The organism is Streptomyces sp. NPDC001493 (assembly GCF_053597235.1).
Map to the genome: position 1 here is coordinate 20019 of NZ_JBSFHV010000032.1, position 26521 is coordinate 46539.

Consider the following 26521-nt stretch of genomic DNA (forward strand, 5'->3'; position numbering starts at 1 on the left):
TGCCGTGGGCGTCAGCCTCAAGGATGTCGCGCAGCGGGCGGGCGTGTCGATCAAGACCGTGTCCAACGTGGTCAACAACTACCAGCACGTCACCCCGAAGATGCGGGCCAAAGTGCAGCAGGCGATCGACGAGCTCGGCTACCGGCCGAACCTCACCGCCCGCCACCTGCGCAAGGGCCGTACGGGCATCATCGCGCTGGCGGTCCCCGAGTTCGGCAACCCGTACTTCGCCGAACTGGCCGGAGCCGTCGTCGACGCCGCCGCCCGGCACGACTACACCGTGCTGGTCGACCACACGGCAGGACTCCGCGAGAAGGAACTGCTGGTCAGCCAGGGGTTCAGGTCGCATGTGATCGACGGGCTCATCATGAGCCCGATCCATCTGGAGACCGAGGACCTGATGGCCCGCGAGGAGACCGCACCCCTGGTCCTGCTGGGGGAGCGGGAGTACGAAGCGCCCTACGACCACATCGCGATCGACAACGTCGCCGCCGCCCGTACCGCGGTACGCCACCTCCTCGACCACGGGCGCAGCAGGATCGCCTTCCTCGGGTCCCGTACCGGCCGTGAACGCCAGCCCGCGCACCTCCGGTTGCGCGGCTGGCGCGAGGAGCTGACGGCCGCCGGCATCGAACCGGACGAAGCGCTGGTCGTGGTCACGGACGGATTCGGGCGTGAGGACGGCGCCATCGCGATGGCATCCCTGCTCGACCGGGGCGAACGGCCCGACGCGGTCTTCGCCTACAACGACCTGATCGCGATCGGGGCCATGCGCACCGTCACCGCACGCGGGCTGTCCGTCCCGGACGACATCGCCTTCGTCGGCTTCGACGACATCGAGGAAAGCAGTTACGGCACCACCACCCTCACCACCATCGCCCCCGACAAGGAGGCCATCGCCCGCCTCGCCGTCGACAGCCTCGTCGAGCGGCTCGCGGGCGAACCGGTGACCGAACCGCGGCGCCCACGCCCCGGCTACCGGCTCGTCGTCCGCGAGTCGACGGTCCCCCGGCCGCCCGGCCCGGCTGCCTGAACGGCCGCCCGACCGGGGCGCTCCACCGGCGCGCGCCGGGGCACCGAGCCCCGGCGGCGCGGGCCGCCCTGCCGGCTCGCGCCGGGCCGCGCGGCCACCCACCCGTCCACGACGGCCGTCGGCCGCCGTCCCTCCGGCCGACCGCTGCGCCCACCCGCACCGGCCGGCCGCTTCCACCAAGGAACGCCGATGCCCCGCCCCACCGCGCACCGCACCCCCTTCGGCTCCGCTCCCGGTAACGCCGAAGCAGACCTCTGGACGCTGGATTCCGGCACCGGAGTGCGGGCCGAAGTCCTCACCTACGGGGGCGTCCTGCACCGTCTCACCGTGCCGGACACCCACGGCGAGAGTCGACAGATCGTCAGATCTCTTTCGACGATAGATGAATACGCGAAGGACCACCCCTACTTCGGGGCGCTCGTGGGCCGTTACGCCAACCGCATCGCGCACGGCAGCTTCGCACTCGACGGCACCACCCACGAGATCCCCGTCAACGACCGCGGCCACGCGCTGCACGGCGGACCCGAAGGCTTCAACACCAGAATGTGGGAGGCCTCCGGCAGGGAGGACGGCGACGCCGCCTTCGTCGACCTGCGCCTGTACAGCCCCGACGGCGACATGGGCTTCCCCGGCGCCCTCGACGTCCGTGCCACCTACGCCGTCGACGCCTCGGGCACCTTCTCGCTCGACTGCACCGCCACCACCGACCGGGCGACCGTCGTCAATCTCACCCAGCACGCCTACTTCAACCTGGGCGACGACGACATCCTCGGGCACACCCTGGAGGTCGACGCCGACCACTACCTCCCCGTGGACCCCGAGGGCATTCCCGAGGGAGACCCGGCCGAGGTGCGCGGCACCCCGTTCGACCTCACCTCCCCCCAGGTGCTGCGCGAGCGCCTCGCCCTCCCGCACGACCAGCTCGCCTCGGCCGGCGGATTCGACCACTGCTGGGTCCTGCGCGACGAGGCCCCCGGCACCGGCGGACTGCGCCGCGCCGCCCGGCTCACCGCGCCCGACGCCTCCCGTGTGATGGAGGTGTGGACCACGGAACCCGGTATCCAGGTCTACACGGGCAACCTGCTGGACGGCACCTTCACCGACGGCGAGGGCCGCGTGCACGACCGCCACGGCGCGGTCTGCCTGGAGACCCAGCACCTGCCCGACTCGCCCAACCGCGCCGGCTACCCCACCACGGTCCTGCGCCCCGGCCAGACGCTCCGCACCCGCACGGAATGGCGCTTCCCGCACCTGAACACCGACCGGTAACCACCCGGCCGCTCCACGCCCCGCACACGCGCGAGCGCCGGTGCGGGCCCCGCGGACGGGCCCGCACCGGCGTTCACCGGCGCACTACTTCAGGTACGGACCGGCGGTGCCGACCTGCCCGGGAGCGGCGTTCTTGCCGCCCAGGTCGAGCACGTACACCCGGAGGTTTCCCTTGCCCGGCGCGGCCACCGTGAGCGTGCCGTCGGACACCGTCCGGACGTCCCCGGTCACGGCGTCCTTGTAGGTGCCGTTCGGGATCCCGGTGTACGAAGCGCCCCCGGTGACGGTCACCAGGGCGAAGGAGTCGACCCCGCTCGCCGCGTCGGTGTACCGGCGCTTGTACGCCATCGAACCGCTGATGCCCTCCGTGGAGTACTGGCCCATCTGGAGCGCCGGAACGGCCCGCCGGATCTGGTTGAGCCGCTGCACGTGCTTGACCAGCGGCTGCGCGAGGGTGTCCGCGACCGTGCCATTCGCCGAGGAGACCTTGCTGAAGTCCGAGGCCGTCACGTCACCGGCGATGCGGTCGCCGAAGTACGCCCGCCCGGTGGTCGCCAGCGGGCAGGTGGGCCCGCAGTCGATCTTCTTGCCCGCCTGGAACTCGACCTCGGAGCCGTAGTACAGCGTCGGGATGCCGCGGAAGGTCCACATCAGGGCCATGTTTTCCGCCCACGCGTCCGTGCCGCCCGCGTACCGCTCACTGCTCTTGTTGGGCCCGTAGTCGTGGCTGTCGACGTAGACGACGTTGTAGGTGGCGTCGTTGTAACTGTCGTCGGAGTCCTTGCCGTTGCTGTAGGCGTTGTTGGCGTCACCGAAGTTCATGTGCATCCGCATGTCGATGACGTTCATCCCGGAGAACTGGCTGTGGTCCGGCGTGTGGTAGGCGTTCCCCTTCAGGAAGGCGTTGTCGGAGACCGGCTGCTGCCCGGTGCCCAGCTGCTCCTCGTAGGTGTACATCTCCAGGGAGGCGGCGGCGTCGTCCGCGCTGTACTCCTTGCGCTCCTTCCAGGTGTAGAACTGCGCGGAGTGGTTGACCGAGCCGCGGTTCCACTTGTCGTTGACGAAGGCGCCGACCTCGCCGAAGACGAAGAAGTTCTTCGCGGCCTCGGCGCCGAACCGCGAGGTGACACGCTCCTGGATCGCCGGCAGGAAACGGCGGTTCCAGGTGGTACGCGGGATGTGCACGGCGGTGTCGATCCGGAAGCCGTCGACGCCCATGTCGATGTACTTGTCGTAGGCGCCGATCAGGTAGTTCTGCACCGGGGCGCTCTCGGTGTTGAAGTCCGCGAGGTCCTCGTGGAGCCAGCAGCTGCGCGAGTCCTCGCCCTCCCAGTTGCCGATCCAGCAGTTGTGGTAGTACACCGTCGGGAACATCCCGGACGTGGCGTTCGGCCACTGGCAGTTGTAGACCTTGTAGCCCTCGGCGGACGTACTCCCGGTGGGCTTGCCCCAGTTGAGGCAGGTGTTGCCCGACGGCTCGGCGGTCGACCACAGGTCGCCGTTGTAGTAGGACTTGCCGGACTTCGTCTCGACGGTCAGCCCGTCGTACTCGAAGCCCTCGTTCTTCTCGTCGTAGTACCAGCTCCACTGGGAGTCCCGCACGCCGTAGACCGTCGGGGTGAACAACCCCTTGGCGCCCCACCGCGAGGAGTGGTTGTAGACGACGTCCTGGTAGATCTTCATCCCCTTGGCGTGCGCCGCGTTGATGAGGTCCTGGTACGAGGCTCCGGCGGACTCCAGGCGCGGGTCGACCTTGTAGAAGTCGTAGCCGTGGTAGCCGTGGTAGTCGTAGTCCGAGCGGTTGAGCACCACGGGCGTGATCCAGATGGCCGAGAAGCCCAGCCCCTTGATGTAGTCGAGCTTCTTGACCAGGCCCTTGAAGTCGCCCCGGAACATGGGGTCGTTGTTGGCCGCGTTGCCGGACTTCACGTCCTGGCTGCCACCCCGGTTGTTCGTGCTGTCACCGTCGTTGAAGCGGGCGGTCAGGACGAAGTAGATCGGGTCCTTGCGGGGGTCGGTGCCGAGCGGCTGCCCCGAGGCCGCGGTCGGCGGCTTGTCGCCGGTGGCGGCGGTCGCCGCCGCCGAGGCCGCCGAGACGTTGCCCGCCGCGTCCACCGCCTTGACGGTGTAGCTGTACGCGGTCCGTTCCTCCAGCCCGGTGTCGGAGAACACCGTGGAGCCGGTGTCCGCCACCAGGGTGCCCTTCGTCCCGCCGGTACGGGTGACCTGATACTTCGTCACCCCTGTGTCGTCCGTGGAGGGTTCCCAGGTGACGACGACCGATACCCCGTCCGCTGCGGCGGCCGCCTTCGTCGGGACCGTCGGGGCGGTGGTGTCCGGGACCGCGGCGGCGCACGGGTCGGCGGCGTTTGGGGTGACCTGATGGTCCTTCACCGTGGTGCGCCCGGTCTTCAGGGCGTAGTTGGCCCCGTTGTTGTTGTCCCAGACGCCGTTGCCGTTGTTGAACGTGGCGTTGAGCCCGGTGGCCGTCCCGAGGTCGACGGTCCGCTTCACCCAGCCGGTGCAGGCCGCCTCCATGCCCACCCCGGGGACGGTGGTCCACGCGCCGCCCACCGGCTGGTAGTGGAGATTGGTGGTGGTCCAGCCCACCGTCGCGGTGGAGTAGTAGACCTCCGCGCTGTTCGTCCCGGTGGGGGAGGGGCTCGGAGTCGTACCGCTGTCCGCGCACGGGTCGCTGTGGGCCACCACGCCGTCCTTGACGGTGATGTTCCCGGTGCCCAGCGCGTAGTTGTTGCCCGAGTTGTTGTCCCAGACGCCGCTGCCGTTGTTGAAGGTGGCGGCCAGGCCCGTCGCGCTGCCGAGCGGGACGGTCAGCTTCACCCAGTCGGTACAGGCGGCGGTCATCGCGGTCCCGGGCACGGTGGTCCACGAACCCCCGTCCGGCGCCCAATGGAGGTTGTAGGCCGACCAGTTCTTCGTCTTCGTCCAGTAGAAGACGGTCGCCGAGTTCTCGGTGGCGGCGACCGGCGTCGCGGACACCTGTTCCGGCGCGGGTATCGCGGTGAGCAGGCCCAGCAGCGCGGTCGCCGTCGCGGCTGCCGCCACGGGGCGTCTCAGCAGCCGTAGGGGGGAGCGTTTCATCATGTCTCCAGGGGGAGGCCGTGGCGGGGGAGGCCGCGGCTGCCGACAACGCCGGTGCCCGGTACGGGCATCGGCCGAGATCCCGCCGGAGAACCCGGACGCGCCTCGGGGTTCGGGCGAGCGGAAGGATTCCGACGGCAAGAGCTGTCGGAATCTTTCTGCAATCTCTTGCGCCCAGGAAATTACCGGTGCATGTCAGGCGCGTAAAGGGTTCTGACAAGGAAGGGCCCGGGGAGACGCCGGCGCGCTCCCCGGGCCCTCCGGATCTCCCCCGAGGAGACCTCAGCCGGCCAGCAGGCTCGCCCCGAGCCTGTCCTTCGCGTCCTTCACGCCGGGCAGCACGAGGAAGTAGCCGCCGCCCCGCGTGACGGTGAAGTCCGCCAGGGGCTCGCCGTCCAGACGCCGCTGCACCGCCTCGAACTGCCGCCCGATGTCCTGCTGGTAGCAGCAGAAGTTCAACCCCACGTCGAGCGCACCATCGGGAGCCAGGCCGCGGTCGAAGTTGTAACTGCGGCGCAGCGGCAGCGAGTCGGCCGTCTCGGGCGTCCTCGGGTTCGCCCGGCGGATGTGCGAGTCGAAGGAGATCTTCCGGCCGTCCGGGTCCGACCGGTAGTCGGGAAGGTCCGTCTCCTTGGTGCCGGTCAGCGGAGCGCCCGTCGCCTTGTTCCGGCCGAAGGCGCGCTCCTGCTCCGACACCGGCAGCCGGTCCCACGCCTCGACCCGCAGCCGGGTCGTCCGCAGTACCTGGTAGCAGCCGCCCCAGGCCCAGGCGGGCGCCCCGCTGCGCGAACCCAGCCACAGCACCCGGTCCATCTCCCGCTCGGACGTCGTGTCCGGGTGGGAGATGCCGTCCTTGAATCCGACGATGCTGCGCGGCGCGCCGCTCGGCCGGGGCGGGTTGAGGAACCCGTCGCTCCGCCACCTCGGGGCGGCCGACCCCCGCAGCGCCAGCTGCAGATCACGCATCACCCCCAGGACGGCGTCGGGGTGCTCCGCGCAGACCTGGACCGACAGGTCCCCGTGGCAGGCGTCCGGGTCGAGGGCGTCCCCGGGGAACGCGGGCATGGTCCGCAACCCCGCGGGCCGGCGCGACCGCAGGCCGAAGCGCCCGTCGAAGAGGGACGCCCCGACGCCGACCGTGATGGTCAGGCGGTCGTCGGGACCACCCTGCGCGGAAGCCGCGGTGAGGGCCCTCGCCCGCTTCGTCAACACGTCGAAGACGTCGGCCAGTCCGCCCCGGTCCGTCGCGAGCACGTCGAAGGTGACGAACGCCACGAACGCCTGCTGCGGCGTCACGATGCCCGCCTGGTGCGGTCCGTGGAACGGCACCGCGGCCTTCCGCGCCACCTCGCCCGCCGCCTCCGGCCGCCGGACCGGTGCCGCGAAGGCGTCCGGCGCACCCGCCACCGCCCCGGCGAGCCCGACCCCCGTCAGTACGAACCCCCGGCGTCCGGGGAGGGGGTTCGGGCCGGCGGTCGAACGGTCGTCGATGTCTGTCATGGTCGCGCCTCTTCCACGTGCTCGATGTGCTGGCTCCGGCCGCGCCCTGTTTCGGACGCGGCCCAGTGAGCCCTACCAGCGAGGCGCGCACGCGGGCGCAAATTCATTCGTGCGGGTCACCGGCCGTGCGCCCTTCGGTCCCGTGCGCCGCGCGCACACCCCCTGATCGGCTGACTACTCAGCGTGGTGAACATGTTCCGGAGGGTAACGGGAATATAGCCGGGGTCCGGTCCCGGTCGGGGGCGGACCTGACCACCCATCAGCCGGACCGGTCCCTGGGAGAACCTCGGTGGAGAACACGGAAACCGTACGCAGCTGCCCCTTCGACTTCGCGCAGCAGCTCGAGTTCGACCCCCAGCTGAAGGAGTTGCTGACCACCGCACCGGTATCCCGCATCCGGATGCCGTACGGAGAAGGGGACGCCTGGCTGGTCACCCGGTACGAGGACGTCCGGACGGTCACCACCGACCGGCGCTTCAGCCGCAGCGCCGTGACGGGACGGGACTTTCCGCGGATGACCCCCGAACCCATCGTCCAGGACGAGGCCATCAACCTCATGGACCCGCCCGCCAGCAGCAGGCTCCGCAGTCTGGTGGCCAAGAGCTTCACCGCCCGCCGCATCGACGCCATGCGCGTGGGCACCCAGCGCATCGTCGACGGACTGCTCGACGCGATGGAAGACGGCGGAACCGCCGCCGACTTCATGGCGGCGGTCGCCGCACCCCTGCCGCTCGTGACCATCTGCGAAGTGCTCGGCATCCCCGAGCCGGACCGGCCCTGGCTCCGCGCCCACGCCCTCACCATGATGAACGTCGGGGCCGCCGGCAAGGAGGACGCCGTCCGCGCCAAGGCGGAACTCCGCGCCTACTTCGGCGAACTCACCGCCCGCCGCCGCCGGTCGCCCGGCGAGGACCTCATCAGCACCCTCGCCACCGCGCGGGACGGCGACGAACTCCTCGGCGACGACGAGCTGACCGTCATGGCCATGGTCCTGCTCATCACCGGACAGGACACCACCACCTACCAGCTCGGCAACATCGCCTACTCGCTGCTCATCCGCCCCGAACTCACCCGGACCCTGCGCGACTCCCCGGAGCGCCTGCCCCGCACCCTGGAGGAACTCCTGCGCCACATCCCGTTCCGCAAGGGCGTCGGCATCCCGCGCGTCGCCCTGGTGGACGTGGAACTCGGCGGCGTCAGGATCCCCGCCGGCGACGTGGTGCACGTCTCCTACCTGACCGCCAACCGCGACGCCGAGAAGTTCGAGCGCCCCGACGACCTGGACCCCGACCGGCCGTCCATCCCCCACATGACCTTCGGCTGGGGAGCCCACCACTGCCTGGGGGCCCCGCTCGCCACGATGGAACTGGAGACCGCGTTCTCGTCGCTGCTCCGCCGGTTCCCGCACCTGCGTCTCGACGCGCCGGCGGAGGACATCCGCTGGAACACCACGTCGATCTGGCGCTACCCGCTCGCCCTGCCCGTCACATGGTGACGTGAGCCCCCGCTCCCAGACACGAGGAGAACCCATGGCGACCCTGTGCCGCCCGGCCATCGCGGTGCCCGAACACGTCATCACGATGCAGCAGACCCTGGACCTCGCCCGCGAGACCCACGACGGCCACCCCCAGCGCGAGTTGGTCCTGAGGCTCATCCGGAACACCGGCGTGCAGACCCGCCACCTCGTCCAGCCGATCGAGGAGACGCTGCGCCACCCCGGCTTCGAGGTGCGCAACAGGGTGTACGAGGCCGAGGCCAAGAAGAGGGTCCCCGAAGTCGTGGGCCGGGCACTGGAGTACGCCGAGGTCGAGGCGGCCGAGATCGACCTCATCGTCTATGTCTCCTGCACGGGCTTCATGATGCCGTCGCTGACCGCCTGGCTGATCAACACCATGGGCTTCCGGCCGGAGACCAGGCAGCTGCCGATCGCCCAGCTCGGCTGCGCCGCGGGCGGGGCGGCCATCAACCGGGCCCACGACTTCTGCCGGGCCTACCCGCAGTCCAACGTCCTCATCGTGTCCTGCGAGTTCTGCTCGCTCTGCTACCAGCCCACCGACATCGGCGTCGGATCCCTGCTCTCCAACGGCCTGTTCGGCGACGCCGTCTCGGCAGTCGTCGTCCGGGGCGAGGGCGGCACCGGGATGCGACTCGAACGCAACGGCTCGCACCTGGTGCCCGACACCGAGGACTGGATCTCCTACGCGGTCCGCGACACCGGATTCCACTTCCTGCTCGACCGGCGGGTCCCCGGCACCATGGAGATGCTCGCCCCGGTGCTCCAGAACCTGGTCGATCTGCACGGATGGTCGGTGCAGGCCATGGACTTCTTCATCGTGCACGCGGGCGGTCCGCGCATCCTCGACGACCTCTGCCACTTCCTGCGGCTGCCGCCGGGGATGTTCCGCTACAGCAGGGCCACCCTCACCGAGCGGGGGAACATCGCGAGTTCGGTGGTCTTCGACGCGCTGGCCCGGCTCTTCGAGGACGGCGGCGCGGACGACGACGCGCAGGGCCTCATCGCCGGATTCGGCCCCGGCATCACGGCGGAGTGCGCGCTCGGAAGCTGGGTGCGCCGGCCCGACCACGAACTCGGCCGGGTGGACGAACTCCTCGCGTCGGGCGGAGTGCTGCCCGCACCGGGCGGTGCGCTGCTCGGCTGAGCGGGGAGCACCGAGGGGCCGGGGCCCGCCGCGTCGGCGGTGCCGTTCCAGCAGTTCAGTAGTCCAGCCGTCTGCGCGTCGGGACCGTGCCGCGCACGCGAGCCCGCGCTCCACCTCCACGACACGAGCGGCACGGCCCGCACGCGGCGACGCGGGACACTCACTCGAAGCGGGTGGTGTCCCCCGCCCCCTTGCGCACGACCGTGACCTCGCCGTCCGAGAAGTCGATGACCGTGGTCGGTTCCGTCCCGCAGTCGCCGGAGTCGACCACCGCGTCCACCTCGTGGTCGAGCCGCTCCTTGATCTCCCACCCCTGCGTCAGCGGCTCCTCCTCGTCGGGCAGCAGCAGCGTGCTGGAGAGCAGCGGCTCACCCAACTCGCTCAGCAGCGCCTGGACCACGGCATGGTCGGGGATGCGGACGCCCACGGTCTTCTTCTTCGGATGCAGCAGCTGGCGCGGCACCTCCTTCGTCGCGGGCAGGATGAAGGTGTAGCTGCCCGGCGTCGCCGCCTTGATCGCACGGAAGACGTCGTTGTCGATCTGGACGAACTGGCCCAGCTGGGCGAAGTTCTCGCACACCAGGGTGAAGTGGTGACGGTCGTCGAGATGCCGGATCGACCGGATGCGGTTGATCCCCTCCCGGCTGCCCAGCCGGCACCCGAGGGCGTAGCAGGAGTCCGTGGGGTACGCGACCAGGGCGTCCGAACGGATGAGATCGGCCACCGTGCTGATCGTGCGTCGCTGAGGGTTCTCGGGATGCACGTCGAAATACTTAGCCATCCGCCGAGTCTACGGGGTGCGCCCGGTCCGCCCCGCGAGGTCGGTACGACGCCACGCTCCGGCGGCGGCCCACCGGGTGCTGCGGCAGAGTGGCGGTATGAACGACCTCAACGCCCTCGCGGACGAGCACCTCGCCGCGGCGCGCAGCTCCCCGCACGGGCGCAGCGCGCACCGTCTGCTCCAGCAGCCACCACTGCGGCAGACGGTGATCGCCCTCACCTCCGGTTCCGCGCTGGACGAGCACAACGCGCCGCTCGCCGCCTCCCTGTTGGTGCTCCGCGGCGCGGTCCGCATCACCGCGCCCTCCGGTGACGTGGAACTGACGGCCGGCGGTCTGGGACCGATCCCCAGGGAGCGGCACGGGCTGCTGGCGCTGGAGGACGCGGTGGTCCTCCTCACGGCCGTCAACGACTGACGGCCGGGCGGCGGGCCCGGCGGCCGTGCGTGCCCGTACCGTTCCCTCGGGACCGGCCGCGTCCGAGCCCGGGACACCGATCCCCGGCGGCGGCCGAACCGGGCTCCCGGGGTGGCGGTGTACTCCCGCGAAACCGAGGCATGAGACAAAGGACGGCACCGGCGGCGTGACCGTGCGACCAGCACGGGCGTCCCGGGTGCCCCATCCCGTCCACGTCCCCCGGAGCGACGCGTGTTCCGCAAGTCCGTTGCCCCTGCCCGCGAGGCGGGCGACGCCCACCCGGCCGGCCGCGCCGCCGCCTGGTCCGCCGCGCTGCGACGGACCCCCGTCTCGCTGTGGAACGACGACATATCCGACTGGGCCGCCGCCCAGACGTACTACGCCATCCTCGCCCTGCTGCCCGCCCTGCTGGTCACCGTCTCCGTCATCGGCCTGGCCAGCCCCGGCGCCACGGCCGCGCTGATCACGGACATCACGGCCTTCGCCCCGGCGGAGTCCGGTGCGGCGCTGCGCCAGCCGCTCCTGGCCGCCACCGAGCAGCGCGCAGCGGGCTGGGTCCTGGTCGCCACCGGCAGCGTCAGCGCCGTCTGGTCGGCCTCCAGCTATCTCGCGGTCTTCCGCCGCGCCCTGCACGCCATGCACCACGAGCGCGACACCCGTCCGGCGCTGCGCAACGCGCACACCATCGTCACCTCGGCGATCGGCCTGCTCCTGCTGATGCTGACCAGTGCGTTCGTGCTGGTACTCACCGGTCCGCTCGCCCGCTGGGCGGCCCGGCGGCTCGGGCTCGCGGAGGCGGGACAGGCCTTGTGGTGGTTCCTCAAGTGGCCGGTCCTGCTGGTGCTGGTCACCTGTCTCATCACGGTCCTCTTCCGGACGGGACCGCGCTCGGTGCGAGGCACGCGCCAGGGGCTGCCCGGCGGGGTGCTCGCCGCCGTGCTCTGGCTCGTCGCCTCCGCGGGATTCGCGCTCTACGCCTCGCGCGTCGGCACCTACAGCCGGTTGTACGGCTCCCTCGCGGGGCTCGTCGTCTTTCTCATCTGGGTCTGGTTCACCAACCTGGCCCTGCTGGCCGGAGCACAGTTCAACGCCGAGCTGGCGGCGGAGCGGAAGGCTCGGGGCGCACGGCCGGCGGTGCCCCCGCAAGGGAGCGGCGAGGAAGCCGGCGAGGGGTCCGGGGGAGGGGACTGACCGGTCGGTGCGGGGTGCCCGCCGGATCCGTCGGGCGTGGCCGGACGGACCTTGTGGGAGCGCTCCCAGGATGGCATGCTCCCGGCCATGGGACAGTCCGCGTACATACGCTCCTACCGCCCCGGCGACCGTGCCGCGCTCGCCGACATCTGTGTCCGGACCGCCGACAACGGCGGTGACTCCCGGCACATCTACGCCGATCAGGAGTTGATGCCCAGTCTGTTCGCCGCGCCGTACGCGTACCTCGAACCCGACCTCGCCTTCGTGCTGGACGACGGTTCGGGCCGGGCGGTCGGATACGTGCTGGGCACCGCCGACACCACGGCCTTCGCCGCCGCCTTCCGGGAGCGCTGGCTGCCCCTGGTGGCCGGCCGCTTCCCGGCCTCCGACGCGCCGCCCAGCACGCCCACCGAGGAGATGATCGCGCTCCTGCACCGCCCCGAGCACATGCTCGGCCCGCAGGTCGCCGCGTACCCGGCCCATCTGCACATCGACCTGCTGCCGCCCTGGCAGCGCAAGGGCCACGGGCGGGAGCTGATGCGGGCCTTCCTCGACGCGCTGCGGGCCAAGGGGGTCGCCGACGTGTACCTCTCGATGCTGACGGCGAACAAGCCGGCCAGGATCTTCTACGACCGGCTCGGATTCCACGAGATCGACGTGCCCGACCCCGGGCCCCTGACCTACCTGGGCCGGACCACCGACAGCACCGGTCTCTAGGCGGTGTCCGCCGGCTCACGGGGCGGCGCGGTACCCGGCGACGATCGGCATCGTCTCCCGCAGTACCCGGACGCTGTCGTTGGCCGCGTCCCCGAGGCGGTGGCCCTTCCAGGTGCCCCGGGCGCTGGAGAAGCGGCTGATGCCGCGGCAGTGCTCACCGCAGGCGGCGCGGTAGGCCATGATCGTGTAGTACTGGCGGTCCTCGGTGACCCATCCGGTGTTGTACGGACGGGTGCTGCTGACCTCCATGGCCCCCTCGGACCCGCCGGCGAGCGTCGTACGGTCGTGGGCCAGGCCCAGGTTGTGGCCGATCTCGTGGCTCGCCGAGTCGAGGGCGATGCCCTGGACGTCCACGACCGCATAGGCGTACGCGTCCGAGTCGGCGGTGAGCCGGGGGGTGTAGTCCCCGGTGCCGCCGCCCCGGCCGGACGCGTCCACCACCAGCGTCACCAGGTCCGCCCCGAAGCTGTCCCGGCGCTGTCGCGCGAGCGGGCCGAGGGCGGGATCGTTGCCCTCGCGGAGCCCCTCGTACGCCGCGTCGAACTCGTCGGAGCCCTCGTACCCCTTCGCCGTGTACGGGTGCACGATCCGGATGGAGCCGCAGACACCGCCCGCGAGCAGGGACTCGTTCATCCGGGTGGCGATCTCCTGCGCCGACACCGGCACCCGGTGCACACCGCCCACCGCCGCCGCGGCCTTCGGCGTGTACACGGTGAGTACGTCGACCACCGGGCAGGAGGCGGCCGGCCGGGCTGCCGTCACCTCACGAGGGCTGTTCGGCGCGCTCCCGGGGGCGGTACCGCGCGCCGAAGGCGCGAGGCCGAGCGCGGCGACGAGGGGCAGGGCCAGAGCCGCCTTGAGAGCGGTCGCGGGCATGGGCGCATCCTTCCGTCCGGGACGGGTCGTGCCGGTCGCAAGGAATGTTTCTTGATCGATGCCGGGCGAAACCGGGTCGCGCCCGCGTGAAGAAGTGCGGGACGGCTTCCCCGTCGGCGTCCTGAGCGCTCGGGGCGTGTCGACGACACACCCTGGCGGGGGAGCGCGGACGCCGGTCCGGGGACGAGGGGTGCGGCGGTGAGGAGTTGGGCAGGTACATCTGTGCGAAGGGGGCCGGCGGCCGGCGGAAGAGCACGGATCAAGGGGTGGGGAACGTGACGGAACAGAACGGGTGGCGCTTCTCGGACGACCGGGGCCGGGTGTCCCGGGCCGGGCGGACCCCTTCGCGGGTGCTGGCGTACGTCCAGGCGGGGGCCACCCTCTGGGACCTCGGTGTCCGGTCCTACGGCGTCTTCGGCTCCGGCCACGACGGTGCCGGGATCGACCCGGCGAAGAGCGGGGAACTCCCGGTGGACGAGGTCGCCTACCTGGGTGCGGGTACCGCGCTCGACGTGGACACCCTGCTGCGCGACGCGCCCGACCTGGTGGTGGCCGTCAGTTACGGCGGCGGCCAGGTGTACGGACTCGACCCGGACACCGCCAAGCATCTGGAGGAACAGGTCCCGGTCGTCGTGATCGACGTCGGGCAGTCGCGCACGCTGGCGGGGACGTCGGACCGCTTCGCCGAGCTGGCGCGCTCGCTGGGTGCGGGCGAAATCCCCCGGGCGGACGAGGAGCTGGAGGCCGCGCGGGCCAGGCTGCGCGCCCCCGCTCCGGGCGGCGCGGTCCGGGTGGTGGCGCTCTCCCCGGCCGGCCCGGACCAGGCGTACGTCGCCCGCCCCGCCCAGTGGCCCGAACTCGCGGCCCTGGACGAACTGGGCGTCGGCCTCGTCGACCCGCCCGCGGGCCCCGGCGTCAACTGGCACACGGCCCCCTGGGCCGAAGTGGCGGCGCTCGCGCCGCACGTGCTGCTGACGGACGTACGCGTCAACGCGGCGCCGCTGGAGAGCCTCCGCGCCCAGCCGGACTGGGCCGCGCTGCTCGACGCCGGAACGCTCGTCGTGCCGTGGAACCCGGAACCGCTGTGCAGCCCGCACGCGCACGCACGCTTCCTCTCGACGGTCGCCGACGCGCTGGACACCGCGCGCCGGAACTGAGAGAAAACCTGTTCGACGCGGCTCGGTGCCGTACACGATCATGCGTCCATGCCCCTGAGAGAGACACTTGCCCGAGTCGACGCGGACCTGGCCGCCGGCCGGATCCCCGTCGCGCGCCAGCGCCTGCGCGGTCTCGTCTCGTCCTTCCCGCACGACCTGACGCTCCGTCGTCGCCTGGCCGAGGTGTACCGGCTCTACGGTGACGCCACCGAGGCCGGACGCTGGATGTACCTGGAGGAGGACCGGAACGCCGACGAGACCGCGGCCTTCGAGGCTCGGTACGGGTCTCCCGGGCGGCGGATGAAGGCCCTCGCCTGGCGCGGTCCCGAGGCGACGGCTGCCACCGCTTTCGCGGAGGGACAGCTGGTCGCGGTGCGCGCCGCCCGCGCCGAGGAGCTGGGACGTCCCGTCGACTGGGACGACCCCGCCTCGTACCGGGGTGGCCCGGAAAAGGAGTCCTCCGAGCCGTGGACGGCCGGCGGCGTACTGGCGGGCACCGGCTGTCTGGTGGTGGTCCTGGCGGCCCTCGCGATCTGGGTGAACGGACTCGTCGCCCTCTTCGGCTGAGGGAGTCCGGTCCCCAGGTCCCCTGGCGGGCCGGACTCCCCCGGTGGTGCGACGGGACGTCAGCCGGTCGCGGTCCACGGCCCGTCGGGATCGCCCGGGGCCTGATTGCGGGTGTACCACTTCGCCCGTACACCGTTCCCCGGACGGCTCGGCCCGCGCCCCGTACGGGCGGCCAGGGATCGCGTCCAGGGGCCGGGCTGGAGAAAGTGGTCGGAACCGGCATCCGTCCCGCCCGCTCCACCGGAAGAGGAGGGGCGGGGCCGGCCCATCCGTCCCACCGTCCCCCGGGAGCCAGTCATGCAGCAGGACAAGCACCCCGACTACCGGCCCGTCGTGTTCCGCGACCGGTCGGCCGGATACGCCTTCCTCACGCGGTCCACCGCGTCCAGCCAGCAGACCATCGACTGGGACGACGGCCGGAGCTACCCCGTCGTCGACGTCGAGATCTCCGCCGAGAGCCATCCCTTCCACACCGGCCATGCCCGTGTCGTCGACGCGGAGGGACAGGTCGCCAAGTTCGAACGGCGGTACGGAGAATCGGGAGATGAGGACGGTTCCTGAAGCTCCGTCCCGCGCGCTGCCGGGCGGCTCGGGAACTCCGCGGGTGCGACCGGGGCGGGCCGGCAGAGGGAATGGTGACCGGGCCGCAAGCCGCCACCGGTTGGGCCGATCTCCACTCGTACAGGTGAACGTCAGTCACCCGTTCGGCGGTGTCGAACGCATCCGCGCTGTGTGTTGTGCCGCTCGCATGACAGGGTACGGGCCGATCAGGGGAGCGGGGCGACGGGTGACGAGCGGACGGGCGGCAACGGGCGCCGGTGGCGGCGGCGTACGTACGGCGGTGCTTGAAGGCGTCGCGGGATGGGTGCCGGGAAAGCCGGTGGGCAACGACGCACTGCCCGAGGCCTGGGGCGTGGACGACGCGTGGGTGCGCCGTCGTACGGGCATCGTGAGCCGCCACCGGGCGGGTCCCGGGCTCTCCACCGGGGACCTCGCCCACGAGGCGGCCCGCCGCCTCGTCGACGGTGCCGCGCCCGGCCGGGTGGACGCGCTGGTGCTCGCCACGGCCACCCCGGACCACCTCTGCCCGGGTACGGCGCCCGCCCTCGCGGCCCGGCTCGGCCTGGGGACGGTTCCCGCCTTCGACATCGCGGCCGTCTGCAGCGGCTTCGTCTACGGACTCGCCGTCTGTCACGGGCTGGTCGCCTCCGGCCTCTACCGCCGGATCCTCCTGGTGGGCGCCGACGTCTACTCCACCTGGCTGGATCCCGGGGACCGTTCGGCCGGAGTGGTCTTCGGCGACGGGGCAGGGGCCGCGCTGGTCGCCGCCGGACACAGCGGCGACCCCGGTGAACTCCTCGCCTTCGACCTGGGCAGCGACGGTACGGGCCACGACCTGATCACCGTGCCCGGCGGCGGCGCGCGGGCCCGCGCCACCGGCGGACCGCCCGCCGAGAAGGACTCCTTCTTCCGGATGCGGGGCCGCACGGTCTACGAGCACGCCGTGCTGCGGATGACCGCGTCCTGCCGGGCGCTGCTGACGTCGGTGGGCTGGGACCCCGCCGACGTCGACCACTTCGTGCCCCACCAGGCCAACGGCCGCATCATGAGCGCCGTGGCCGAGCGTGTCGGCATCGGGCCGGACCGCTGCGTCACCCATCTGGACCGGGTGGGCAACACCGGCGCCGCCTCCATCCCGCTGGCGCTGGCGGACGCCGAGGGGCGGGGGCGCCTGCGCGCGGGGGACCACGTGCTGATCACCGCGTTCGGAGGCGGACTCACCTGGGGTTCGGCGGCACTTCGCTGGCCGGGGGCCCTGCCGACGACCACGACGGAAGGAACAGAGCATGTCGCAGTTGGCTGACGAAAGCACCAGGGCCACTTCTCGGGACCGGGCCGCCGAGTCGGCGAGAGCTGCCTGCCGCACCGCGCCACGCGGCGCGCGCCACGGGAGCCGGGCCGGTGCCGTCGTCGCCGTCACCGGTCTCGGAGTGGTCACCCCGGCCGGAGCGGACGAGCACTCCTTCTGGGCAGGGCTCTGCTCCGGCCGGTCCACGGCCCGTCACTGCGACGAACTCGCCGGACTGCCCGTCGACTTCGCCTGCCCGGTGGACAGTATCGACCTCGACGCCGCGATCGGCGGACGCTCCGTCTGGCGGATGGCACGCTTCGTGAAACTGGCCCTCGTCGCCGCCCGACAGGCGGTGGCCGACGCCGGGCACGACCCCGCGCGCTGGGACGGCGGCCGGGTCGGCGTGGTCCTCGGAGTGGGGGTGGGCGGTGTCTCGGTCCTCGTCGACAACGCCCGCAGACTGGCCGACGAGGGGCCGGACGCCGTGTCCCCGCTGCTGGTTCCCATGATGATCCCGAACGCCGCCGCCGGGGAGGTGGCCATCGCGCTCGGCGCCCGCGGCCCGAGTCTCGCCCCCGTCACCGCCTGCGCCTCCGGCGCGACGGCCATCAGCATCGCCCGCGATCTGCTGGACAGCGGCCAGTGCGACCTCGTGGTGGCGGGCGGCGCCGAATCCGTTCTCACCCCCCTCGTCGTCACCGCCTTCGCCCGGATGGGCGCCCTCTCCACCCGGTCCGGCGACCCGGCGAGCGCCTCCCGCCCCTTCGCCGCCGACCGGGACGGCTTCGTCATGGGCGAGGGCGCCGCCATGCTCGTACTGGAACGCGAGGAGGACGCGACCGCCCGGGGCGGGCGCACCCGCGCGCTGCTCGTCGGGGCCGGTTCCAGTACGGACGCCTACCACCCCACCGCACCCGAACCGGACGGCCGGGGTGCGCAACGCGCGGTGGAGGAGGCCCTGCGGCAGGCCGGCTGGTCGCGCGGCGAGGTCGACCACGTCAACGCCCACGGCACGTCCACCGTGCTCAATGACGCGATGGAGACCGCGCTCATCGGGCGCCTCTTCCCGCACGCGCCCACGGTCACCGCCCCCAAGGGCGTCGTCGGGCACACCCTGGCGGCGGCCGGAGCCATCGAGGCCGTGGCCACCGTCCTGACCCTGGAGCACGGGCTCGTACCGCCGATCGCCAACCTCGACTCGGTGACCGACGCGTTCGAGCTCGACTGCGTGGTGAAGGAGCCGCGCGGCCAGCTCGTCGAGACCGCCGTGAGCCACTCCTTCGGCTTCGGCGGGCACAACGTGGCGCTGGCCTTCCGGCGCGCCTGACGGGCGGCGGGGGCGCGCACCCGGAAAGGCGCGCCGGTGAGGGACCGGCTTTCACTCCAGCCAGGCTCCGTCGCGCATGACGACCCGCCCGGGCAGTTCCGGTTCGCCGCGCCAGGCGCGCACGGTCTTCGGGACCACGCGTACGTACAGGAAGGAGCCCTCCTCCCCGCGCGGATCCCAGCCGAACTTGCCGGCGAACGCCTCCGCCGCGCCTTCGGGCACCTCGGTGTCGGGGAAGTACTCCGCCTCACCCTGGAGGAGCACCACGTCGGAGGTGTCCGGCAACGACAGGCGCACGCGCGGTTCCGCGCGGACGTTCCGCGCGGTCGCGGACCCGGCGCCGGTGCACATCCACACCGCTCGCCCGTCCCACAGGAACCACAGCGGCACCTGGTGCGGCCCGTGAGCGGGATGAGCCGTCGACACCCATATGTCCCGCTCGATGGTGAGCCGCTCCAGGGTGACGCGCACCCGCTCCGCCGTCCCGCGACGGACGCTTCCGGTGGGGTCGGTGGGGTCGGTGGTCTCGGCGGTCTCCGTGGTCTTCATGAGGGCCGACCCTAGCCAGGCGTGGACGGAGCGCGCCTGGGGCGCGGGACCTACTTCCAGCGGCCGATGGGACCTCAGTCGTACTTCCGGAAGGCCGGCTTCGCCAAGACGCCGGCGCGACACGATGCCTGACGCGTAGTCACGTAAGCCGACCGTCGTCGGTCCCATCCCACGCGTTCGCGCCGCTCCCGTGCGGACGGGCTCTCGGCAGGCCGAACGCCGCCATCCGCTTTTCCCGGACGTGCAACGGCCTAGGCGCGGGTCGCCGATCCGCGTGCGCGGCGCGTGCCCGGTGGTGCACCGGCCGGGCACACGCACCGGGTGCCGGTACGGCGGCGGGTGTCCTCGCCGTCCCGCGATCGTTCAACGAACATGACCCCTCGACCGACCGCGGCGCTGCCGCCTGCCGTCACGGACGCCCTGACCGCTGTCCTCTTCGGCCCCGACTTCCGCCGGGAGCACGCCTTCTGGCGTCGGCTGACCACCACCGAGCCCTTCCGTGGCCGGCCGGACACCACCGACCCGGAGGGCCAACTGACCCGCGCCTACGACCGGTTGCGGCTGATCAACCGCTCCCTCGACAGTGCGGCCCGGCTCGCCTCCGACGTACGTGCCCTCACCGCGATGCACGAGTGGCTCGGGCCGGTCGACCCCACCCTCGCCACGGTGGCGGGGATTCACTACAACCTCTTCCTCGGCAGCCTGCTCGACCACGACCCCGAGGGCCACCGCGACCTCTCCGGACCCCTGCACATGGACGAGGTCGGCACCTTCCTCTGTACGGAGGTCGCGCACGGCAACGACGCGACGGAGGTGGAGACGACCGCCACCTACGACCCCGCGCGCGACGGCTTCGTCCTGCGCACCCCGCACGCGGGCGCGCAGAAGTTCATGCCCAACACCAGCCCGGCGGGCGGTCCCAAGAGCGGGCTGGTCGCCGCCCGGCTCGTCGTCGACGGGACCGACCACGGCGTCTTCCTCCTGCTGGTCCCGCTCACCGACGCCGTCGCGGCCCTCCCGGGCGTACGGGTGCGCAGGCTGCCGGCCCGGATGGGGTCGCCGGTGGATCACTGCCTCACCTCGTTCGACGGCTGCTTCGTGCCCCGGTCGGCGCTGCTCACCGGGGTGCAGGGGTACGTCGGGGACGGCGGTGAGTTCGGCAGCGCGCTCCCGAGCCGGCGGCGGCGCCTGCTCGTCTCCATCGCCAGGGTCACCCCGGGCAAGCTGGCCATGAGCGCCTGCGCGGTCGGCTCGGCGCGAGTCGCGCTCGCCGTCGCCGTGCGCTACGCCGGGCACCGTACGGTCGCCGGGCCGCGCGGCACCGGTGTGGTCCCCGTCTACGCCCACCGCACCCATCACGGGCCGCTGGCCGAGGCGTTGGCCACGGTGTTCGCGATGAGTCTGCTGCACCGCCGGGCGCTCGACCGGTGGGAGGCGGGCGCGGGCGAGACGGACCGGGGGGCGGCGGAGCGGCTGGTGGCCGTCGCCAAGGGGTGGATCACCTGGCGGGCCAGGGACGTGATCGTGGAATGCCGCGAACGCTGCGGCGCCCAGGGGCTGCTGGAGCACAACGGGCTCGCCGCGCTGGTCACCGGCATCGAGGGCACCATCACCGCCGAGGGGGACAACCTCGCCGTGCACGCCAAGGCGGCGGCCGAGATGCTGCTCTCGGCCCCGGAGCACGCCGCCGACGGGAAGGCGGGGAAGGCGGGGAACGCAGGGGAAGCAGGGAACACGGAGAGCGCGGGGAAGGTGGAGGAGGCGCCGGGAGACCTCCGGGACCCGGCGTTCCTGCGCGGGCTGCTCGCCGCGCTGGAGGCCCTCCGTTTCGCGCGGGCCCGGTCGCGGATGGGCGCCGCCCCGCCCGGGGACCCGCTCGGCCGCTGGAACGCGGCCTCGGGGGACGCCCTGCGCGGTGTGGAGGCGCACGCGGTGGGGCAGGCGGCCGGGGCGTTCGCGGAGTCCCTCGCAGCCCTGCCCGAGGGGCCCGCGCGCGAACGGCTCGCCGAGGTCGAGCGGTTGTTCCTGCTGCGACAGGTCGGGCAGGGCAGCGGGGAGCTGCTGGCCGACGGGGGGGTGACGGCCGAGCAGGTACGCGCCCTGCCCGGCCTGTACGAGGAGGCCCTGGCCACCGTCGCCGGACACGTCCCCGCGCTGGTGGAGTCGTTCGCGCTGCCGGACGAGCTCTTCGCCGACCGGCCGATCGCGGGGTCCGCCTACGCCGACGCCTACGACGATCCCGAAGGCCCCTGGCACCGGGATTCCGCCCGCCCGGCCCGGGAGGGCGCGCGGTGACCGGTGGAGCGGGCCGCCCGGTGACCGGCGAGGGAGGGAGCGCGGCGACCGCTTCTCGGGGACGCGTCCGACGGGTACGTGAGGCCATGGGCTCACTGGGGGTGAGGGCCACCCTTCTGGCGTACTGGGGAACGGCCTTCGTTGTCTCGATGGGGCAGAAGAAGCCGCAGGTGGGCGTAGAGGAATCGGTTCGCCGGAAGGCGTAACCAGATGGGGCTCAGCCAGTTACCGAGATGGGCCCGATGAACGCGCCCGCCACCCCCCAGGTATGTGCCGAATACAAGAGGAAGATCATGAAGGCCATTCATCCGAAGATCGTCGGCGTGCTGACCGATACGTTCAAGGTGCCCCCGGCCGAGATTCACCCGGAGTCCACGATGGACAGCCTGGAGATGGACTCGCTGGCGGTGGCGGAGTTCGCGGTCATCATCAAGGAAACCCTCGGCATCCACACCCCCGTCGACACCCTCCACCGGGACGCCACCCTCGCGGACATCTCGGAGTTCATCCGTACCGCCTCCCGCCGCGGGGAGCCGGTGAGCAACACCCGATGAAGAGGCCCGAGATCGCCGTCACCGGACTGGGCATGATCACCCCGGCGGGCAACGACACGGCCTCCACCTGGGAGGGCGTGCTCGCCGGGGTGTCCTCGGCCCGTACGGTTCCCGAACTGGAGGGGTGCGCGGTCGACTTCGCCTGCACGGTCACCGGCATCGACCTGGACGACGCCGTCGGCGGCCGGACCGCCTACCGGATGGGCAAGTACGTCAAGTTCGCGGTGCTCGCCGCCCGGGAGGCGGTGGCCGACGCCGGTCTCGACCCGGGCGGCTGGGACGGCGCCCGGGTCTCGGTCGTGGTGGGTACCAGCAGCGGCGGGTCGGCGGCCCTCTCCGAGCAGGCCGTGGTGCTGGACCGGCTGGGGGCCGAGGCGTCCTCGCCCGCGGGCATCCTGCTCACCATCCCCAACATGCCCGCCGCGGAGATCGCGATCCAGCTCGGGGCCACCGGCCCCAGCCTGGCTCCGTGCACGGCCTGTTCGTCCGGGGTCACCGCCCTGTCGGTGGCGCGGGACATGCTGATGAGCGGTCAGTGCGACATCGCCGTCGCCGGGGCGACCGAGTCGATCGTCTTCCCGGTGGCGATGACGGGCCTGGCCCGGTCCGGTGCGGCGGCCCTGCCGGACGGCGACCCGTCGCTGCTCTGCCGCCCGTTCGCCGAGGACCGCGCGGGCCTCGTCATGGGCGAGGGCGCCGCCATCATGGTGCTGGAACGGGCTGAGGACGCCGTGGCCAGGGGGGCGGTCCCCAGAGCGTTGATCGCGGGCACGGGAGCCACCACCGACGCCCACCACCCCACCAGCCCGCACCCCTCCGGCAAGGTGGCCAGGGCGGCTGTCGACGCCGCCCTGCGGGACGCCGACTGGCGCGCCGAGGACGTCGGCCACGTCAACGCACACGGCACCGCGACCCCGCTCAACGACGCCACCGAGGCCGCCCTCATCGCCCGGGCCTACCCGCACCGGCCGCCGGTCACCGCGCCCAAGGGCGTGCTCGGCCACTGCATGGGAGCGGCGGGCGCCATCGAGGCCGCGCTCACCGTGCTGACCCTCCAGCACCAGCTCGTCCCGCCGATCGCCAACCTGGACGCCCCGGCACCCGGGTTCGACATCGACTGCGTCACCAAGGCGCCCCGGCCCGTCGCCGTCCGCCGGGCCGTCAGCCACTCCTTCGGGTTCGGCGGCCACAACGCCGTGATCGCACTGCGGCTGCCCTGACCCGGGAGCCGTGAACAGCGGGGCGCCGCCGGACGACCTCCGGCGGCGCCCCGTCGGCGTACCCGGTCCGGGGCCGTGGCGGTGGTCGTACGGCACCGAACAGGCATCCGGCCGGCGCGGCGGGGCGTGATAGCTTCCCAGTGCCAGTCGCACTCCACACATGGGGTCAGGGAATCCGGTGAGAGTCCGGAACTGACGCGCAGCGGTGAGGGGGACGGGCGGGGCCACGGCCACTGGGAGACCCACGGGTTTCCCGGGAAGGCGCCCCGTCCGCACGAACCCGAGTCCGAAGACCTGCTGGCGCCCTGCGACCCGTACGGGCCGCAGCATTCCGTACAACGGGCCCCGCGCATGGGCCCAGAGACGCCGAGGTACCCCGTGCCCCCCATGGCCGTGTTTCGAAAGCCCCGCCCGTCGGGCGACGCCTGGCACGCGCGCGTGGCCCGATCCGCCCGCCGCGCCGCCCTGCTGACGGCGGGGCTCCTGCTGACGACCGCCTGCGGCGGCACCGGAGACGACGCACCGGCCGCCGCCGGTGCGGCCGTCGACGGATACCCGGTGACGCTCCACAACTGCGGACGCACCGTCACCGTCACCTCCGCCCCGCACCACGCGGTCTCCCTCAACCAGGGATCGACGGAGATCCTGCTCTCCCTCGGCCTCGCCGACCGGCTCGCGGCCACCGCCACCTGGACCGACCCCGTGATGAAGGGCCTGGAGAAGGCCAACGCGAAGGTCCCGAGGCTCTCCGACAACGCCCCCTCCTCGGAGAAGGTGCTGGAGCGGGAACCCGACTTCGTCAGCGCCTCGTTCGAGTCCACCCTCGGCAAGGGCGGGGTCGCCCCCCGCGAACAGTTCGAGGACCTGGGCGTCCCCACCTACGTCTCGCCCTCCGACTGCACCGGCAAGGACAACAGCGGCGACGGCGACGGCGCCCGCTCCACCGCCCTCACCCTGGACAGCGTCTACGGCGAGATACGCGACCTGGCCCGGGTGTTCGGCGTACCGGAACGGGGCGAGAAGCTCATCCAGGACCTGCGGGCCCGCGTGGCGAAGGCGACCGACGGCATCGACGCCTCCGGCACCACCCTGATGTACTGGTTCGCCAACTCCGAGGCCCCGTACCTGGCGGGCTGCTGCGGGGCGCCCGGCATCATCACCACCGAACTCGGCGCGAAGAACGTCTTCGACGACACCCACGAGGAATGGCCCCAGATCAACTGGGAGACCATCGCCGACCGCGATCCGGACGTCCTCGTCATCGGCGACCTCACCCGCAAGTCGCAGACGGCCGAGAGCGCCGAGAAGAAGATCGAGTTCCTGGAGTCCAACCCGGTCACCAAGAACATGGACGCCGTACGGAACAAGCGGTACGTCCTGCTCAGCGGCCAGGCCATGAACCCCACCATCCGCACGGTGGAGGGCATCGAGCGCGTCGCGGCGGGGCTGCGCGAGTTCGGCCTCGCCGGATGACGGCCGACGGCGACCCGGCGGGCGCCCCTGCCGCCGTGCCGGCCGGCACCCGCCCGGTGCCGGCCGACGCCGGCGCCCGGTCCGTACCGTACGGGCGGCGCACCGGCCTGCGGGCCGTGCCCGAACCGCTCCTGTGGGGCGGCGGAACCGTACTGCTCCTGGCCTCCGTCGCGGTGGCCGTCACCATCGGCCCGGCCCGGATCTCCGTCGCCGACGTGTGGTCGGTGGTCGCCGCCCACCTGGGCCTCGGCGAAACGGAGCTGAGCCCGATCCGGGACGGCATCGTCTGGGACCTCAGGATGCCGCGCACCCTGCTCGCGGCCGTCTGCGGCGCCGGGCTCGCGGTGTGCGGGACCGTCATGCAGTCGCTGCTCCGCAACCCGCTCGCCGACCCCTTCGTCCTCGGCGTCTCCTCGGGGGCGTCCACCGGCGCGGTCGTGGTCGTGGTGCTGGGCGTCGGCGGGGGAGCGGTCTCCCTCTCGGCGGGCGCCTTCGTCGGAGCGCTCGCCTCGTTCGCGCTGGTCCTCCTCCTCAGCCACACCCTCGGCGGCACCACGGACCGGGTCGTGCTCTCGGGCGTCGCCGTGATGCAACTCTTCTCCGCGCTCACCTCGTTCACCGTGATGACCGCCGCCGACGCGGAGCAGACCCGCGGAGTGCTGTTCTGGCTGCTCGGCTCGCTCAGCGGTGTCGGCTGGACGGATGTCCAGCTCTGCACCGGCGTGGTGGTGGTCACCTTGGCGATCTGTCTGGCACACGCCCGTACGCTCGACGCCTTCGCCTTCGGGCAGGACGCCGCGGCCACGCTGGGCGTCCACGTCGCCCGCACCCGGACCGTGCTGCTCTGCACCACCGCGCTGCTCACCGCCGCGCTGGTCAGCTCGGCCGGGGCGATCGGCTTCGTCGGCCTGGTGCTGCCGCACGCCGCCCGGGCGCTCGCGGGCGCGGGACACCGCAGACTGCTGCCCGTCACCGCGCTGGCCGGCGCCGTCTTCCTGGTCTGGGTCGACACCCTCGCCAGGACGGTCCTGGACCCGCAGGAGGTGCCGGTCGGCGTGGTCACCGCACTGATCGGGGTACCGGCCTTCGTGCTCGTCCTGCACCGCACCCGGAGGGTCGTATGACCGCCCCCGCCCAGGGACTGCGGGCCGACCGGGTGAGCCGGGCGGCCGGCGGCCGCCTCATCCTCGACGGTGTGACCCTCGCCCCGCCGCCCGGCGCCACCGTCGGCCTGATCGGCCCCAACGGCTCCGGGAAATCCACCCTGCTGCGGGTGCTCGCGGGCGTCCTGCCACCGGACGGCGGCCTCGTCACACTCGACGGCGAACCGCTGGCCGCGACCGGTCGGCGCACGGTGGCCCGGCGGGTCGCCGTGGTCGACCAGCACGCGGCGACCCAGGTCGAGCTGAGCGTCCTCGACGTCGTACGCCTCGGGCGCATCCCGCACCGCCGCGCCTGGTCCGCGCCGGGCCCGGCGGACGACGAGGCCGTCCGGCAGGCCCTGGAACGGACCGGACTGACCGACCGCGCCGGGCAGTCCTGGCACACCCTCTCCGGCGGCGAACGCCAACGGGTCCAGATCGCCCGCGCCCTCGCCCAACAGCCCCGCGAACTCCTGCTCGACGAGCCCACCAACCACCTGGACATCCAGCACCAGCTCGACCTGCTGACCCTGGTCTCCTCACTGCCCCTCACGTGCGTGGTCGCCCTGCACGACCTGAACCTGGCCGCCATGTTCTGCGACCTGGTCGTCGTGCTGGACGGCGGACGGGTGGTCGCGGCGGGCACCCCGCACGAGGTGGTCACCGAGCGGCTCATCGAGGACGTCTACCGGGTGCGCTCCGTGGTCACCCGGGACGGCCCGCAGGGGCGGCCCAGCGTGCGGTTCCTGCCCAGCGTGCGGTTCCTGCCCGCCGCCGGGGCGTGACCCGGGCAGGGCGCGGGGCACGTGAGCAGGGCGCGGGGGCGGAACCGTCACTCCGG

The 26521-nt window shown here is 72.5% G+C and carries 22 protein-coding genes, 1 pseudogene and 1 riboswitch; of the genes and pseudogenes, 18 read left to right on the forward strand and 5 right to left on the reverse strand.

What is annotated here, in order from left to right; translation table 11 throughout:
- Positions 1 to 4 precede the first annotated feature (4 nt).
- Together ACWCWD_RS32280 and ACWCWD_RS32285 are read left to right on the forward strand one after the other, a co-directional pair.
- Complete coding sequence (locus ACWCWD_RS32280; RefSeq protein ID WP_390960620.1) at positions 5 to 1033, forward strand: LacI family DNA-binding transcriptional regulator; 1029 nt, start codon at positions 5 to 7, stop codon at positions 1031 to 1033.
- A gap of 189 nt (positions 1034 to 1222) precedes the next feature.
- Entirely contained in the window at positions 1223 to 2302 is a 1080-nt protein-coding gene (locus ACWCWD_RS32285) for an aldose epimerase family protein (protein WP_450778391.1), read from the forward strand.
- A gap of 84 nt (positions 2303 to 2386) precedes the next feature.
- Here the strand turns inward: ACWCWD_RS32285 and ACWCWD_RS32290 are convergent, their stop codons facing one another.
- Positions 2387 to 5404, reverse strand: coding sequence for a carbohydrate binding domain-containing protein (locus ACWCWD_RS32290; RefSeq protein ID WP_450778393.1), 3018 nt, complete (start codon positions 5402 to 5404; stop codon positions 2387 to 2389).
- 282 nt (positions 5405 to 5686) lie between these two features.
- The gene (locus ACWCWD_RS32295; RefSeq protein WP_450778395.1) at positions 5687 to 6904 is read right to left on the reverse strand and encodes a Dyp-type peroxidase; all 1218 of its coding nucleotides are present in this window, start codon (positions 6902 to 6904) and stop codon (positions 5687 to 5689) included.
- 289 nt (positions 6905 to 7193) lie between these two features.
- Here ACWCWD_RS32295 and ACWCWD_RS32300 point away from each other — a divergent pair, with 289 nt between their 5' ends.
- A complete protein-coding gene (locus tag ACWCWD_RS32300) occupies positions 7194 to 8399 on the forward strand; it encodes a cytochrome P450 (RefSeq protein ID WP_450778397.1) in 1206 nt (401 codons plus the stop codon).
- Positions 8400 to 8433: 34 nt separating this feature from the next.
- Complete coding sequence (locus tag ACWCWD_RS32305) at positions 8434 to 9564, forward strand: type III polyketide synthase (protein ID WP_450778399.1); 1131 nt, start codon at positions 8434 to 8436, stop codon at positions 9562 to 9564.
- A 160-nt stretch (positions 9565 to 9724) separates the two neighbouring features.
- On the opposite strand, the gene ACWCWD_RS32310 is transcribed toward ACWCWD_RS32305, so the two are convergent.
- Entirely contained in the window at positions 9725 to 10345 is a 621-nt protein-coding gene (locus ACWCWD_RS32310) for an L-threonylcarbamoyladenylate synthase (RefSeq protein ID WP_450778401.1), read from the reverse strand.
- Positions 10346 to 10442: 97 nt separating this feature from the next.
- Here ACWCWD_RS32310 and ACWCWD_RS32315 point away from each other — a divergent pair, with 97 nt between their 5' ends.
- From ACWCWD_RS32315 to ACWCWD_RS32325, 3 genes are all read left to right on the forward strand, one after another.
- Positions 10443 to 10760 (forward strand): cupin domain-containing protein, encoded by a 318-nt coding sequence (locus ACWCWD_RS32315; RefSeq protein WP_390960630.1) that lies wholly within the window; start codon positions 10443 to 10445, stop codon positions 10758 to 10760.
- A 231-nt stretch (positions 10761 to 10991) separates the two neighbouring features.
- Positions 10992 to 11951, forward strand: coding sequence for a YihY/virulence factor BrkB family protein (locus ACWCWD_RS32320; RefSeq protein ID WP_450778403.1), 960 nt, complete (start codon positions 10992 to 10994; stop codon positions 11949 to 11951).
- An 87-nt stretch (positions 11952 to 12038) separates the two neighbouring features.
- Positions 12039 to 12668 carry a GNAT family N-acetyltransferase gene (locus ACWCWD_RS32325; RefSeq protein ID WP_450778405.1) on the forward strand — a complete coding sequence of 210 codons (630 nt, stop codon included), beginning with the start codon at positions 12039 to 12041 and terminating at the stop codon, positions 12666 to 12668.
- A 15-nt stretch (positions 12669 to 12683) separates the two neighbouring features.
- Here ACWCWD_RS32325 and ACWCWD_RS32330 read toward each other — a convergent pair whose 3' ends face one another.
- Entirely contained in the window at positions 12684 to 13544 is an 861-nt protein-coding gene (locus ACWCWD_RS32330) for a M12 family metallo-peptidase (RefSeq protein ID WP_450778407.1), read from the reverse strand.
- Positions 13545 to 13819: 275 nt separating this feature from the next.
- On the opposite strand from ACWCWD_RS32330, the gene ACWCWD_RS32335 reads away from it, so the two are divergent.
- From ACWCWD_RS32335 to ACWCWD_RS32355, 5 genes are all read left to right on the forward strand, one after another.
- Entirely contained in the window at positions 13820 to 14701 is an 882-nt protein-coding gene (locus tag ACWCWD_RS32335) for an ABC transporter substrate-binding protein (protein ID WP_450778408.1), read from the forward strand.
- Between the two features lie 48 nt (positions 14702 to 14749).
- Positions 14750 to 15268, forward strand: coding sequence for a DUF6584 family protein (locus tag ACWCWD_RS32340; RefSeq protein ID WP_450778410.1), 519 nt, complete (start codon positions 14750 to 14752; stop codon positions 15266 to 15268).
- A 297-nt stretch (positions 15269 to 15565) separates the two neighbouring features.
- Positions 15566 to 15829 carry a type B 50S ribosomal protein L31 gene (locus tag ACWCWD_RS32345; protein WP_450778412.1) on the forward strand — a complete coding sequence of 88 codons (264 nt, stop codon included), beginning with the start codon at positions 15566 to 15568 and terminating at the stop codon, positions 15827 to 15829.
- Positions 15830 to 16109: 280 nt separating this feature from the next.
- Complete coding sequence (locus tag ACWCWD_RS32350; protein ID WP_450778481.1) at positions 16110 to 17132, forward strand: beta-ketoacyl-ACP synthase 3; 1023 nt, start codon at positions 16110 to 16112, stop codon at positions 17130 to 17132.
- Entirely contained in the window at positions 17116 to 18447 is a 1332-nt protein-coding gene (locus tag ACWCWD_RS32355; RefSeq protein ID WP_450778414.1) for a beta-ketoacyl-[acyl-carrier-protein] synthase family protein, read from the forward strand. The genes ACWCWD_RS32350 and ACWCWD_RS32355 overlap by 17 nt, the downstream gene beginning before the upstream one ends.
- A gap of 51 nt (positions 18448 to 18498) precedes the next feature.
- Here ACWCWD_RS32355 and ACWCWD_RS32360 read toward each other — a convergent pair whose 3' ends face one another.
- Positions 18499 to 18996, reverse strand: a complete 498-nt coding sequence (locus tag ACWCWD_RS32360; protein ID WP_450778416.1) for a pyridoxamine 5'-phosphate oxidase family protein — start codon at positions 18994 to 18996, stop codon at positions 18499 to 18501.
- Between the two features lie 372 nt (positions 18997 to 19368).
- Here ACWCWD_RS32360 and ACWCWD_RS32365 point away from each other — a divergent pair, with 372 nt between their 5' ends.
- The 6 genes and pseudogenes from ACWCWD_RS32365 to ACWCWD_RS32390 form a co-directional block, all read left to right on the forward strand.
- The gene (locus ACWCWD_RS32365) at positions 19369 to 21291 is read left to right on the forward strand and encodes an acyl-CoA dehydrogenase family protein (protein WP_450778418.1); all 1923 of its coding nucleotides are present in this window, start codon (positions 19369 to 19371) and stop codon (positions 21289 to 21291) included.
- A 293-nt stretch (positions 21292 to 21584) separates the two neighbouring features.
- Positions 21585 to 21845 (forward strand): acyl carrier protein, encoded by a 261-nt coding sequence (locus ACWCWD_RS32370; protein WP_450778420.1) that lies wholly within the window; start codon positions 21585 to 21587, stop codon positions 21843 to 21845.
- Positions 21842 to 23065 carry a beta-ketoacyl-[acyl-carrier-protein] synthase family protein gene (locus tag ACWCWD_RS32375; RefSeq protein WP_450778422.1) on the forward strand — a complete coding sequence of 408 codons (1224 nt, stop codon included), beginning with the start codon at positions 21842 to 21844 and terminating at the stop codon, positions 23063 to 23065. The genes ACWCWD_RS32370 and ACWCWD_RS32375 overlap by 4 nt, the downstream gene beginning before the upstream one ends.
- Before the next feature lie 127 nt (positions 23066 to 23192).
- Positions 23193 to 23381: riboswitch (cobalamin riboswitch) on the forward strand.
- A gap of 71 nt (positions 23382 to 23452) precedes the next feature.
- The gene (locus ACWCWD_RS32380; RefSeq protein ID WP_450778424.1) at positions 23453 to 24538 is read left to right on the forward strand and encodes an ABC transporter substrate-binding protein; all 1086 of its coding nucleotides are present in this window, start codon (positions 23453 to 23455) and stop codon (positions 24536 to 24538) included.
- Positions 24535 to 25662, forward strand: coding sequence for a FecCD family ABC transporter permease (locus ACWCWD_RS32385; protein WP_450778426.1), 1128 nt, complete (start codon positions 24535 to 24537; stop codon positions 25660 to 25662). The genes ACWCWD_RS32380 and ACWCWD_RS32385 overlap by 4 nt, the downstream gene beginning before the upstream one ends.
- Positions 25663 to 25712: 50 nt before the next feature.
- Positions 25713 to 26465 (forward strand): annotated as a pseudogene (locus tag ACWCWD_RS32390) (ABC transporter ATP-binding protein); the annotation flags it as partial.
- Positions 26466 to 26521: the final 56 nt, after the last annotated feature.

Excerpts from the sequence above, each read along its gene's own strand:
- ACWCWD_RS32285 (WP_450778391.1), top strand. The coding sequence starts at position 1,223 with ATGCCCCGCCCCACCGCGCACCGCACCCCCTTCGGCTCCGCTCCCGGT.
- ACWCWD_RS32290 (WP_450778393.1), bottom strand. The coding sequence starts at position 5,404 with ATGAAACGCTCCCCCCTACGGCTGCTGAGACGCCCCGTGGCGGCAGCC.
- ACWCWD_RS32295 (WP_450778395.1), bottom strand. The coding sequence starts at position 6,904 with ATGACAGACATCGACGACCGTTCGACCGCCGGCCCGAACCCCCTCCCC.
- ACWCWD_RS32305 (WP_450778399.1), top strand. The coding sequence starts at position 8,434 with ATGGCGACCCTGTGCCGCCCGGCCATCGCGGTGCCCGAACACGTCATC.
- ACWCWD_RS32310 (WP_450778401.1), bottom strand. The coding sequence starts at position 10,345 with ATGGCTAAGTATTTCGACGTGCATCCCGAGAACCCTCAGCGACGCACG.
- ACWCWD_RS32315 (WP_390960630.1), top strand. The coding sequence starts at position 10,443 with ATGAACGACCTCAACGCCCTCGCGGACGAGCACCTCGCCGCGGCGCGC.
- ACWCWD_RS32325 (WP_450778405.1), top strand. The coding sequence starts at position 12,039 with ATGGGACAGTCCGCGTACATACGCTCCTACCGCCCCGGCGACCGTGCC.
- ACWCWD_RS32330 (WP_450778407.1), bottom strand. The coding sequence starts at position 13,544 with ATGCCCGCGACCGCTCTCAAGGCGGCTCTGGCCCTGCCCCTCGTCGCC.
- ACWCWD_RS32340 (WP_450778410.1), top strand. The coding sequence starts at position 14,750 with ATGCCCCTGAGAGAGACACTTGCCCGAGTCGACGCGGACCTGGCCGCC.
- ACWCWD_RS32345 (WP_450778412.1), top strand. The coding sequence starts at position 15,566 with ATGCAGCAGGACAAGCACCCCGACTACCGGCCCGTCGTGTTCCGCGAC.
- ACWCWD_RS32355 (WP_450778414.1), top strand. The coding sequence starts at position 17,116 with ATGTCGCAGTTGGCTGACGAAAGCACCAGGGCCACTTCTCGGGACCGG.
- ACWCWD_RS32360 (WP_450778416.1), bottom strand. The coding sequence starts at position 18,996 with ATGAAGACCACGGAGACCGCCGAGACCACCGACCCCACCGACCCCACC.
- ACWCWD_RS32365 (WP_450778418.1), top strand. The coding sequence starts at position 19,369 with ATGACCCCTCGACCGACCGCGGCGCTGCCGCCTGCCGTCACGGACGCC.
- ACWCWD_RS32370 (WP_450778420.1), top strand. The coding sequence starts at position 21,585 with ATGAAGGCCATTCATCCGAAGATCGTCGGCGTGCTGACCGATACGTTC.
- ACWCWD_RS32375 (WP_450778422.1), top strand. The coding sequence starts at position 21,842 with ATGAAGAGGCCCGAGATCGCCGTCACCGGACTGGGCATGATCACCCCG.
- ACWCWD_RS32380 (WP_450778424.1), top strand. The coding sequence starts at position 23,453 with ATGGCCGTGTTTCGAAAGCCCCGCCCGTCGGGCGACGCCTGGCACGCG.
- ACWCWD_RS32385 (WP_450778426.1), top strand. The coding sequence starts at position 24,535 with ATGACGGCCGACGGCGACCCGGCGGGCGCCCCTGCCGCCGTGCCGGCC.